This window comes from Pedobacter sp. ok626 (genome assembly GCF_900100435.1).
Classification (GTDB): Bacteria; Bacteroidota; Bacteroidia; order Sphingobacteriales; family Sphingobacteriaceae; genus Pedobacter.
Map to the genome: position 1 here is coordinate 180,835 of NZ_FNEX01000017.1, position 11,552 is coordinate 192,386.

An 11,552-nucleotide genomic window follows, 5' to 3' on the forward strand; every position below is an offset into this window, starting at 1 on the left:
TTAAACAACAAAATGAAACTGAATATATTACTCTTGACCCCTATTTTTTTGTATTGCTCCATGCCTTCAATGGCGCAGCAAATTAATCCCGATAAGAAGATCAAAAAACTAGAGGTAATTACCGACAAGAACTTCAAGAATGGTATCGAATTGTATGGTACAAATTCTGCCAATGCAGTCCCCATTTCTAAGTTGTATCCCTTTGGAAAAACGACTACTGAACCCAACTGGAGGTTGGCTCAATGGGGTAGCAAATTTGACATCGTAAATGTTAAACCTAGCGTTGCTAATGGCAAAGTAAGCTACGAGAACCAAGGTAAACGAATATCCTTTACGGGAATGGGCAACACGGCATTGGTAAGTATGGAAATCATTGGGTCGAATGAATATCCTACTCCCAGAAAAGACGGTCAAGATTGGCCTCACCTGCTGCTTGCCCAGAATGTAGAAAGTCGGATACGTTTAACTGAAATGCAAAGCCTGTTGTATACCATCAATACCCGGTTGATGTACGATGTTAATAAAATGGGAGATGCTCTAGACGAAAAACTCCATACCTCGCAAGTGTCCTTGTATTTAAACATTCAAAATGTAAATAAACAATCTGCCGCTTACGGAGATTACTTTTGGTTCGGTTTGCCTTTATACGATTATCGTTACAGGGACATTAAAGAGTATGCGGCACAAGATCTTGGTAAAGAAGATGCGACTAAAAAGTTCATCTTGAATGTTGCTGCAAAAGACCTTTTCAGTGGTTCTTTACAAGATAAAAAATGGGTTGGTATCAAAAAAGACATTTACCCTTTAATCATTAAAGCTTTTAAAAAGGCGCAGGAACGAGGTTTCTTAAAGGATACACAGTTAACTGATTTGGGCATTGATAGCATGAATTTTGGTTGGGAAGTACCTGGCACATTTGATTGTGGCTTTCAGTTTAAAAACCTAAGTCTTACCGCAACACTAAAATAATTAGTTCACCCCACAATCTTTAACATGAAATCAATACTATCCATTTTGATAGGTGTCTTGCTTTGTCAATCCATTAATGCACAGCAATTGACAGAACTGATCAAAAAAAACCTTTACAACGATTATAAAGGCATGTTCCGTCCCGCTCGTGGCGTGCTGAAATATCCCTTTATTACACCTGGCAGTGATCAGTATGCCAATGATTTGTGGGACTGGGATTCCTGGCTTACCAATATCGCATTGCGACAAATATTAACCGATAAAGGCAATACAAGGGAACAGAAAGAAGCGCTAGCCTATGAACGAGGCTGTATTTTAAATTTTCTAGACTATGGTGGTGCAGATGGATACATCCCAATTGTGGTATGGAAAAATGCCAACCCAAGGGAGCAAATGCCTAAAGATATTTATAAAGAAAACATGCATAAACCGGTCCTGGCACAACATGCCGCTTTTTTGGTTAAACAAGACCAGGGTAATGCGGAATGGCTGCGCGAGAAGTTCTATTTTATGCAGGCTTTTATGACCAATTACAAAATGCATCACCGCAACAAAGCGACTGGCTTGTATTATTGGCAAAATGACGTTGCCATTGGTGTGGATAATGATCCTAGTACCTTTTTCCGTCCCCCGGGAAGCTCTGCATCTATTTACTTGAATTGCCTGATGTATAAGGAATTGCAGGCAATGGTTTACCTGGCTAAATGCTTAAATCAGTTGGAGGTGGCGCATGAATTTGATCAGGATGCTATTGCACTAAAAGAAGCGGTACAAAAAAACTGCTGGGATGAACGAGATGGCTTCTTTTATTCGGTAGATCTTAACCTAATGCCTATTTTTGAGGTTCCAAGACGGATACTAGGTTTAGACATGGTTATTCACAGTGGCTTCCCACGTAGCTATGATTGCCTGATCCAAAGGATTGGATCTTGGTCAGGTTTTTTGGCGATGTGGAGTGGCATAGCTAGCCCGGAACAAGCAAAACGAATGGTTTCAGAACATTACAAAAACGAAAAGACGTTCAATGCACCTTATGGCGTACGCAGCCTTTCAAAATTAGAAAAAATGTACAGTGTACGTGCGAGCGGCAACCCCTCTAACTGGCTGGGCCCGGTTTGGGGTATCTCCAATTACCTTGTATATAAAGGACTTGTAAAATACGGCTTCCGAAGTGAGGCTACTGAACTTGCCAATAAAACGATACAGTTATTTGGGAAGGATATTCAGAAACATGGAGCCTTGCACGAATATTATGAGCCAGATTCTGGGGAACCTATATTAAACAAAGGTTTTCAAAACTGGAATTACCTTGTGCTTAACATCATGGCACAGGAAGAGGGCAGGCCGGTAATTGAAGAGTTTTAACCAAAAATATAATTGTTACATTATGAATAGATCTCATTTTTCAAAGATAAAAAACATACTTTTTTTTGTTACGTTTAGCATTTCAACGACCTATGGCCAGGGTATAGAAGCCAGATGGAAAGACCACATTAATTTAAAATCCTATCTCAATCCTTTCTGGAAGACTGATACGATTACAGACGAAATTGTACAGATCATAAAAGATGGCGAAATCGCTAGTGGTCCGCTCCTCTTTAAGGCTAAAAAGATATTGTCTGTAAGATCGGCAGACTTATCAAAAACCTTTCTGGAAGGTAAGGATTGGATCTATGAAAATGGAAGAATTAAACTGACAGATCGCTCTAACATTCCATTTATCAAGCAGGAAGACCTGGCATTCAAAACAATGAAGAAAGATTGGTCTATGGAGGGCAAAAAGAAAGGAGAGTTTGTCCTTTTTAATGAGGGGACCTATTTCAGGTCTATGCAAATTTCAATTACCTATTTGCCAGATCGGTCTAAAAAATGGCTTGGGCCGTTACCTAAATTTTCAGGACAGTCGCTAAGGTATATCCTGCAAAAGTTGAACAAAAAGGAGGACCTTAAAATTGTATTTTATGGAAACAGCATTGAAACTGGCGCAAATTCCAGTGGATTTCAGAATCAGTCACCTTTTATGCCTTCCTGGGCAGAACTTATTGTTTACAACCTTCGTAAAAAATATACAGGGAAGATAAGCTTTAGCAATCAGTCTGTGGGCGGAAAACTGGCCAAATGGGGCTTAGAAAATGTTACTAGTGCTGTGTTACCAGAAAATCCAGATCTAGTGATTATAGGTTTTGGAATGAATGATGGCACCTTTGAAGTAGCGCCTGAAGTTTATAGGGAACAGATCTCGGGAATTATGAAAGCTGTTCTAGCTAAAAATCCAAAGGCAGAATTCATTCTTATTTCTCCGATGTTAGCAAATCCATATGCAACACAAAGCAAAATTCAATCGTTGTATAAACCCGAATTACAAAAACTAATAAAAAAAGGGGTGGTATTGGCAGATTTAACCGGAACTCATCAAGAACTATTAAAACATAAAACCTATCAGGATATGACTGGTAATAATGTGAATCATCCCAATGATTACTTAGCTAGATGGTATGCTCAGGTGATTTCTGCAATTTTAATTAAGCCAAGAGACTAAATTCATGAGGACTGATGCCTGTCCTGGAGTCAAGCGCTCTTATTTAATTCATTATCTTTACGTCATGAAAAAGGCGCTATTAATATTAGTTGCAACTATTGGGTTGACTGCATGTTATAAAACAAAATCTTTTGATTCTATTTCAAAGGGGATGACTAAGGATAAAGTAACTGAATTAGTTGGTGAGCCTGAAGAGAAAATGCCAATGTTTGTGGCTGAATGGTGGATGTATCGCAAAGAGAATAAAGTAGTCGTGATGCATAGTGATACAGTATTAAGAGTTGTGAAGGACTTAAAGTCTGTCCAGGACAGTATGAAATCTCTTGGTGATGAACTTCAAAAGTTACTTCCCTCGTCTCCACCAAATCAAAAAACCAGTAACAGGCAGACCAGCGGCAATCAGTCCAGCCAAAAACGCCAGTAATTTTCCAAAAACACCCAGTACACTACCCGTATGCAGGTCATAGTTCATGGCGATCACCTTAGCCCCTACAGAAAGCTGTCCAAAAGCATCTCCTTTCTCCAGCAACTGTCCACTGTACCGATCGAATTTATATTGTACACGATCATACAAACGCATTTCACTCTGGTAAGCTGAAACATTTACCGTCCCACTGTTCACAGAAGGGAAATTATACAAGAAATAAGCAGTTTTAGGCGAAGACTTCAAAGCCTGATCCAGGATCAGGTCATTTGGCATAATCTTCGACACCTGTGTCGTATCAGACAACGCCTTAGCCTTATTTTCCGTAGTCAGTTTAAAAGACCACATCAGTCCCGTCAATGCAATCACCATCAATACCACAAAACTATAAAAGCCCAAGACGTTATGCAGGTCATAATTCAGCCTTTTAAATTTTGCGTTCCATTTTACCTTGAAACTTTTCTTTAACTGCTTAGGCTTCCAATTCTTAGGCCACCATAGCACAATCCCTGAAAGCAACAAAATCACAAAACAAACCACCGACCAGCGCACAATAAAGTGTCCAACATTGTCGCCTAGTAGCAAATTCATGTGTAAAGCCAAAACCACTGTAAAAAACTCCCTTTTGGCATTCTCCTTAAATACCACTTGCCCGGTGTAAGGATTCAGGTAAACCTTCTCATAATATTGATAATAATTCCAATAGCCAAAAGCCTTCCTGTTCAGTTTCATTGCCCTAAACATATAGGTTCGTCCTGGTGATTGAGAAAGTTCCGCTCTCGAGATCTTCCGATCTTTGCCCATCGCTTCTTCTGCGATTAATTGTAATCGGCTCAAAGGCAGACGTACTGCTCCGACAGAAACCTTTACATGCAATCGATCCTGATAAATCAGCTCTTTTATTTCATCCGAAAACGCATAAATGGCCCCTGTGATTCCCAATATAAACACCACTAGCCCGGAAGCGAGTCCGAGCCAGAGGTGAATTTGTCCTATTATTTTTTTAATCTTCAACATTAAAACTTAAAGGTAACACCAGCTGCCAAGGTTCTAGGCATTTGCACGCTTAACACACCTTGTCCAGTGAAATACAATTCATCTGTTATATTTTCAACCTTCAAACTCAACCGGTAACGTGGGGTATCATAAAAAGCAGTAGAGGTTAATAGTACATAAGAAGGTAAAGTAAACACACCAGTCACTGCTGAATTTGAGGTTAAATGCTTTCCAACATAATTACAAGCCAAGCCCAGGCCAAGACCTTTTAGTTCCCCAGCCGGCAAACGATAACTTACATAACTATTGAACAGATCTTTAGGGCCCGCAGAAGCCGGTCTTCTTCCTTCGAGTGCAGGCGTAGATTTAATGAGTTTGCTATCATTATAACTATATCCGGCAATGATATTCAAGCCCTCCAATGGACTGGTGATCAATTCTATCTCTACACCTTTACTTTTTTGTGTACCATTTTGAACCGTCACATTATAATTAACGCCATCTACCACCATATCTTCATTACGCGTCAGGTTATCCACCTTGATGTCGTATACACTTGCCGTAAAGCTGAGCTTACCATCCAACAAATCCATTTTAGCACCCGCTTCAAACTGATTGGCATGCTGAGGTTTAAACGTACCTGAAATGGTAGAAACTGGTTGAGTAACTGGTGCCACATTCATAAACCCATTCATGTAATTGCCAAAAAGTGACAAGCGGTCTTTTAAAATCTGGTAAACAAGGCCAAACTTAGGTGATATAGCAGTCTGCATAAAAGTAGTATTTGCGACCAATGTATTCGTTGCCTGGTTACGCGTACCTCGATTCTGAAAACGATCCACACGCAAACTCAGCATAGCGATTAAGCGATCACTTAAATTCAGCACATCAGATGCATAAACACTATAGATATTACTCTTAGTATTATTTTTGGTTGGTGCAGCGGTACTTGCAGCCAATCTGGCTTCTACTGCTGCCCGCGATAATTTTACATAATTCGCGTCTGCCACTATGCCGCTGGTATTGTCAAATACAATGTAAGGTGAATTGTCGTTGTTTATTGTTTGGTTCAGGTAATCCAGACCAGCAACCAGTCTATTACGTAGTCCAAAAATTTTGAAATCTCCAATAAAATTCTGCTGTAAATCGCTGGCAGTATTTACTGAATTCTGCAGCGATATATTGCGTTCCAACATTTCATCGGAAGTCGCCCCACGGACAAATTCATATTGGTAAAAACCATCCGATCGACGGCTATTGTTTGAATAGATGGTTTGTGAAGTCCATTGATCAGAAAGCTTATAAGTAATCTGCCCTCTGATATTTACTGTAGGGTTTTTCATGGTCAGATCATTGCTGTTAAAAGAGCGACTCCAATCATAATTCAGTTCCTTTGGCGTGGTGGCGATAAATGGACGTACCCGGTTCAAAAAGATCGATGAAGAGCTGGTTCCTTCTGATTGGTAAAAGCTAGCACTTATACTCAGATTGAGCCGTTCGCTTGCCCTATATTCAACTGCAGGAGCTATAAAAGTTGATTTTCTGAAACCTGCATCCTGGAAACTATTTTGGTTTTGATAAGCGGCATTCATTCTGAAAAGCAACTTCTTATCTTTATTCACCGGACCGTAAACATCTGCTGAAATGCGATTTAAACCATAACTACCCGTGGTATATGCCAATTCACCACCAAGGGTATCGACAGGCTTTTTGGTAACAATATTGATCAAACCACCGAAAGAGATTACAGCCCCACCAAATAATGTTCCTGAGGGACCTTTAATCAATTCCACTCTTTCTATATTGGCAGGGTCGATCTCTCCATTAGTTTGTCCGGGAACACCATCTATCAAAGAAGCCTCTGTTCGGAAACCGCGCATCACATAATAAGAAGCACCATCAGTGTTGATTCCTCGACTCCCCTGAATTTTATACACCCCAGGGCTGTTCTTTAATGCCGTACTGAAGTCGGTAATCATCAATTCACTAAGTAAAGCCTTTGGAATGGTGGTATATACCTGAGGGTTTTCCAGGTTACCCAGTGGCATTTTGGCTGAAGTGGTCGTCTTTTTTACAGAGAATTTATTGGTACTTCCTCCATTGACTACCACCTCTTCTAGTTGCTGGTTATTCTCGCTCAATACAAAATTCACATTCAGCGTTTCGTTAGCCATGACCTGAACTTCTTTTTGCTGTGCATTTAAGCCTACAAAAGTGGCAACTAAGGTATAAGTTCCAGCTTCTATATCTTTTAAGACATAATTACCTTTGGCATCCACCTGGGCACTTTTTAAGCCTTTAATGCCTACAGTAACAAACTCGGCAGCTTTCCCATCCCTGGTTTTTACTGTACCTCTAATTCTGCCCTTTCCACTGGAAGTCTGGATGGTCAACTGCATCCCATTTACACTGATCCCTTTAAGTTGGTTGCCCAGCAAATCTGATAGCGCATCCTTTAACGACTTTTGTTTGAAGTCTACGCGTACTTTCTTGTGCACATTCAACTGTGTACTGCTGTAGGAAAAGCGCACACCTGTAGCCTCTGCAATGGCATTCAAAGCATCAGCCAGGCTTACATTGCTCAATTGCAATGTCACTGGTTTTTCTAGTATTGCATTTTGCTGCGCATAACTGCTGTAGGGCAGATATAGGATACTGCAGATTAAAAGCAGAAATTTTACGAATTGTTTCTTTTGGGTACATCCTTTGTACATACTTTTGTTTGTTGTTAAATTAATGATGAATTGATTTTTCAATAGCCCGGTATGAAGTTTGCCGACCGAAACCGGGTTTATTTTTAAAATTGGATTGAATGATTAGTAGAGAACAAATCCCTGTCCATGCTGCTTGTAATTGAACTTTACTGCAAAGCCCATACTTTCCAACACCTGGCTTAACGCTGGGTTGTTAAAACTTCCTGTGTAACGCTCCTTACGTAATTCCGGCCTATTAATCGTAATTTTCACATTGTACCAGCGCTCAAGCACCTGGGCCACCTCGTCCATTGTTAGATTGTCAAATAGCAACTCGTTATTTTTCCAGGCAGTATATTTGCCTGCATGCACCAGCTCAGTTTTCATAGAAAAAGCCCCCGAAGCATCTGTTCCAAACACACCGCGGTTATTCGCAGTCAGGATCTGCTGCTGTTTACCAGAATTTCCACTAAATTGAACTTTACCTTCCTCTACGACTACTGATGTCGCCGTTTCAGCTACCAAGGCTCTTAAATTAAACCTGGTCCCCAGCACCTGAACTTTGGTTTTTGCGGTATGGATCACAAAAGGCTTCGATCGATCTTTAGCCACATTGAAATAAGCTTCGCCGCTAAATTCTAGTTCTCGGAGATGACCTTTAAAACTTACAGGGAACCGTAAAATACTTTCCGCATTCATCCAGACGATTGTTCCATCAGGCAGTGATACGCTTAGTTTCTGTCCTTTAAGTGTCTTTACTTCCTTGTAAGCCAGCGTAGGATTATGATTCTCGTTTTTAAGTTTTGTATTTACGTAAAAAAAAGTTGACAGCACCAACATGATGCAAGCTGCAAACTGCAAGATTATCCGGTAATTGTATAATTTAACGACTTTTCTTGGTTCTAGTGGTTCAGGAATGTGATAACGACTTGAAATTTTCTTCCAGCCTTTATCTTCCATAGCGTTCAAATCCGCATTTTCCGGAAAGCTCATTTCCACCTCATCCGAATCTAGCCATTGCTCAACAATATCTTGCTCCTCCGGGCTACATTGCCCCTGGTGGTAACGCTCAATAAGTTCCTTTGTAATCTTCATAACTCCCAGGCAAACTGATGTGCCTATATACGTTAAGCCGGATAAGTCGACATTTCTCCTAGGCGGATTTTAAAAAAAAAACTATTTGAGGTTACATTATTTGGTAACTACCTGAATTCCTTCAAATTATTTCTTAAAAAACTCATTGCTTTATAAAGGTGATATTCCACTGTTTTCTCTGAGATCAACAAGGCAGCAGCAATCGATTTATTATTCATACCCTGCTCCTGGCTTAAGCGATACACTTCTCTGCAGCGGCATGGTAGCTCATCTACCAATACGTCCAGACTTCCTTTCAGTGCGTTGAAAAACACCTGCTCTTCTGTACAGTTTCGGCTGCCACATAGATTTTGCAGCGCGCAATCGATATGCAGCCGGTGACTGTTACTGGTACGCAGATATTCAAAAGCTTCTAGTTTGGCTGCCCGATTTAAATATTGTTCAATGCTTGTTTTAATGATGAGCTTCTCCCGGCGCTCCCAAATTGAGGCAAATAGATCCTGACTGATTTCTTCAGCAATTTCTTCATCGCGTGTATAATGAAAAATTATACCAAAGACGCTTTTCCAACAATTCCGGTAGACATATGCAAAGCCTTGCTCGTCCAACTGGTGAACAGCAGACTGAGGGTGTCGGTCTTGAATTGTAGGAGATCCAGGCACAATGATTAAATTTGCCCAAAGCTAAGTATTTAATTGGAATGAATCTAAATAATATAATGGTTTTATTTTTCAGGGATCTTCATCTGAGTTAAATGTTATTTTTAACTTCGTGGCATAAACAAAATTGCAAATTAAGCTCCATTAAATGAACGCCAATCAATTATATATCAGAAGAGCTGAGCTGAAAGACGCTGACAAAATTTTTGACCTCTACAAAACCGTAAGTAAGGTACTTGGAGGCCTTGCCCGGACTGAGGTAGAGATCACAAAGGAGTATGTACAGAACTTTAGTAAGAAATCATTTGAAAATGGCCTCCAGTTTGTCGTAGTTGATAAATTAAATGAACATAGAATTATAGCTGAAATCCACTGTTATCAATTAGAACCCGCGGTTTTTAAACATATTTTAAGCGAACTTACAATTGCAGTAGACCCCGACTATCAAGGCAAAGGTCTAGGCAAAAAGCTTTTTCAGACCTTGCTCGATGATGTTCAATCCAACAGGCCAGAAATTTTAAGAGTTGAACTGATTGCCAGAGAAACAAATTCAAGAGCTATTCAATTATATGAAAAACTTGGGTTTAAAATTGAAGGGAGATTTGAAAAAAGGATTAGCAATAACAGTACATCATTTGAGGCGGATATTCCAATGGCTTGGTTCCCAAATGCAATTCAGCATTAAATAGGACAAGGCGCAGAGATAACGAGTGATTTCCTACATTTAATTAAAAAGAATGGCTGACTCTCATTGATCTCTGTAATTTCAAACAATCCTGCTTTGTCAAACTCTGATTTTATTGATTCCCTATCATAAAAGAACATATCTACTCCATCAAATATTTCGTAGCGATCCTTGCTAACAAATTTGCCTTGCCCATAGGTATGAGCCGCTTTCGAAATAACTGTAAAGACCATATAGCCATTCTCTGACAATTGATTATAGCAGTCGAGAATTAGTTTATTCCTTTCACTACTGTCCAATAAATGAATTAAAGCGTAACAAAATATTCCATCGTATTCGTTTTGATCAAAAGGCATATCAGTTACAGAGCCATGATAGATAACCATGTCTGTTCCGTAGTGTTTTCTCGCCATTTCAATGGCAGTTTTTGAAATCTCAATCCCTGTTACAGCTATTCCATTTTCTTTAAAAATTTGTGCATTCCGCCCATAGCCAATTCCTGGTATCAGAATATTTTTTACCGAGTTTTGGATAAAAAAGTCCTTCGTTAATACGGCAGAATTTGATGGTTCGAAGCCCCACATCTCCTGTTTTTCGCCAAAGGCTGATTCCCAAAACTCAGATTTAATATTTTTTATGTTCATCCATATCTCTTTCGTCATTTCAAATTTAATCTCTTTCTGGCCGTTGTTTCCATTTTCTATCCAACCAGATTTCCGATAAAATTCCGCAGCCCTTGTTTTAGGGCTGGTTCCTAACCAAACATTGTCCTTTTCATTAGAAAAATACCAACTCAGCATTAAATCCTGCAATTGTCTTCCAATACCCTTTCCTTCAAACTCCGGCAATAGAAACAAGGCCCAGATATTTTCTTCCTCTAAATCAGCGATAGAGAACCCAACGATTTGTCCATCAATTTCACATACCCAGCCCTTTCCTCTTACAGTTAAAAATTCTACATAATCATTATGCGTAATCAAATCAGGATTTGACAATTTATTTTCGATTACAGCATTTCTAACCACATGAATTGGTGCTATATCTTCAACTGTTGCTTCTCTAAAGTTCATAGTTTAATAAAATTGGGACAAAATAAGTATCCATTCTATTGATTCCAACAGATTAGCAGAATAAAAACTAATTGAAAAGAAGCTGTCTCAAAAGTGAGGCAGCTTCTTTTTTTTGATGTGAAATTTTTGTAATTTAAAGTCATGTCAGGAAAAGTAGTTTTTAAGCCCTATGATCCGGATCAGGCGACATTTTTACCTTATAGCCTGGAAGAGTTAGTGCCTTTAGGCCATCCGGTTCGGATCGTTAAACAGGTTGTCGATCAGGTAGATGTTAAACCGATCAACCGTAAATATAAAGGAGGCGGAGCCTCCAGCTTCCATCCCCGTTTGATGTTGAAACTGTTGGTCTATGGTTACCTGAGTAATACGTATTCCTCCCGTAAGCTGGAAGAGCAGGCTCAGCAAAACATTCATTTCATGTG

At 39.6% G+C, this 11,552-nt stretch carries 11 protein-coding genes; 6 read left to right on the forward strand and 5 right to left on the reverse strand.

Going from position 1 to position 11,552, the window contains the following annotated elements; all coding sequences use genetic code 11:
* The first annotated feature begins 12 nt into the window (after positions 1-12).
* From BLS35_RS21830 to BLS35_RS27580, 4 genes are all read left to right on the forward strand, one after another.
* The gene (locus BLS35_RS21830) at positions 13-969 is read left to right on the forward strand and encodes a hypothetical protein (protein ID WP_132226041.1); all 957 of its coding nucleotides are present in this window, start codon (positions 13-15) and stop codon (positions 967-969) included.
* A gap of 24 nt (positions 970-993) precedes the next feature.
* Positions 994-2,334, forward strand: a complete 1,341-nt coding sequence (locus BLS35_RS21835; protein WP_090785551.1) for an MGH1-like glycoside hydrolase domain-containing protein — start codon at positions 994-996, stop codon at positions 2,332-2,334.
* Between the two features lie 22 nt (positions 2,335-2,356).
* Entirely contained in the window at positions 2,357-3,508 is a 1,152-nt protein-coding gene (locus BLS35_RS21840) for an SGNH/GDSL hydrolase family protein (protein ID WP_090785552.1), read from the forward strand.
* A gap of 64 nt (positions 3,509-3,572) precedes the next feature.
* Positions 3,573-3,932, forward strand: coding sequence for a hypothetical protein (locus BLS35_RS27580; protein ID WP_132226042.1), 360 nt, complete (start codon positions 3,573-3,575; stop codon positions 3,930-3,932).
* On the opposite strand, the gene BLS35_RS21845 is transcribed toward BLS35_RS27580, so the two are convergent.
* The 4 genes from BLS35_RS21845 to BLS35_RS21860 form a co-directional block, all read right to left on the reverse strand.
* Positions 3,852-4,949, reverse strand: coding sequence for a PepSY-associated TM helix domain-containing protein (locus BLS35_RS21845; RefSeq protein WP_090785553.1), 1,098 nt, complete (start codon positions 4,947-4,949; stop codon positions 3,852-3,854). The genes BLS35_RS27580 and BLS35_RS21845 overlap by 81 nt on opposite strands.
* Positions 4,949-7,642: a TonB-dependent receptor gene (locus BLS35_RS21850; RefSeq protein WP_090785554.1), complete on the reverse strand. Its 2,694-nt coding sequence runs from the start codon at positions 7,640-7,642 to the stop codon at positions 4,949-4,951. Before BLS35_RS21850 ends, BLS35_RS21845 begins: the two co-directional genes overlap by 1 nt.
* 102 nt (positions 7,643-7,744) lie before the next feature.
* The gene (locus BLS35_RS21855; protein WP_090785555.1) at positions 7,745-8,716 is read right to left on the reverse strand and encodes a FecR family protein; all 972 of its coding nucleotides are present in this window, start codon (positions 8,714-8,716) and stop codon (positions 7,745-7,747) included.
* Positions 8,717-8,823: 107 nt separating this feature from the next.
* A complete protein-coding gene (locus BLS35_RS21860; RefSeq protein WP_165973373.1) occupies positions 8,824-9,378 on the reverse strand; it encodes an RNA polymerase sigma-70 factor in 555 nt (184 codons plus the stop codon).
* A gap of 145 nt (positions 9,379-9,523) precedes the next feature.
* Here BLS35_RS21860 and BLS35_RS21865 point away from each other — a divergent pair, with 145 nt between their 5' ends.
* Positions 9,524-10,060: a GNAT family N-acetyltransferase gene (locus BLS35_RS21865; RefSeq protein ID WP_090785557.1), complete on the forward strand. Its 537-nt coding sequence runs from the start codon at positions 9,524-9,526 to the stop codon at positions 10,058-10,060.
* On the opposite strand, the gene BLS35_RS28225 is transcribed toward BLS35_RS21865, so the two are convergent.
* Positions 10,057-11,130, reverse strand: coding sequence for a GNAT family N-acetyltransferase (locus BLS35_RS28225; RefSeq protein WP_090785558.1), 1,074 nt, complete (start codon positions 11,128-11,130; stop codon positions 10,057-10,059). The two genes, BLS35_RS21865 and BLS35_RS28225, sit on opposite strands and share 4 nt — an antisense overlap.
* 141 nt (positions 11,131-11,271) lie before the next feature.
* On the opposite strand from BLS35_RS28225, the gene BLS35_RS21875 reads away from it, so the two are divergent.
* Positions 11,272-11,552, forward strand: a 281-nt coding sequence (locus BLS35_RS21875; RefSeq protein ID WP_175459623.1) for a transposase, incomplete at its 3' end; no start/stop codon positions are given.

Excerpts from the sequence above, each read along its gene's own strand:
- BLS35_RS21830 (WP_132226041.1), top strand. The coding sequence starts at position 13 with ATGAAACTGAATATATTACTCTTGACCCCTATTTTTTTGTATTGCTCC.
- BLS35_RS21835 (WP_090785551.1), top strand. The coding sequence starts at position 994 with ATGAAATCAATACTATCCATTTTGATAGGTGTCTTGCTTTGTCAATCC.
- BLS35_RS21840 (WP_090785552.1), top strand. The coding sequence starts at position 2,357 with ATGAATAGATCTCATTTTTCAAAGATAAAAAACATACTTTTTTTTGTT.
- BLS35_RS27580 (WP_132226042.1), top strand. The coding sequence starts at position 3,573 with ATGAAAAAGGCGCTATTAATATTAGTTGCAACTATTGGGTTGACTGCA.
- BLS35_RS21845 (WP_090785553.1), bottom strand. The coding sequence starts at position 4,949 with ATGTTGAAGATTAAAAAAATAATAGGACAAATTCACCTCTGGCTCGGA.
- BLS35_RS21850 (WP_090785554.1), bottom strand. The coding sequence starts at position 7,642 with ATGTACAAAGGATGTACCCAAAAGAAACAATTCGTAAAATTTCTGCTT.
- BLS35_RS21855 (WP_090785555.1), bottom strand. The coding sequence starts at position 8,716 with ATGAAGATTACAAAGGAACTTATTGAGCGTTACCACCAGGGGCAATGT.
- BLS35_RS21865 (WP_090785557.1), top strand. The coding sequence starts at position 9,524 with ATGAACGCCAATCAATTATATATCAGAAGAGCTGAGCTGAAAGACGCT.
- BLS35_RS28225 (WP_090785558.1), bottom strand. The coding sequence starts at position 11,130 with ATGAACTTTAGAGAAGCAACAGTTGAAGATATAGCACCAATTCATGTG.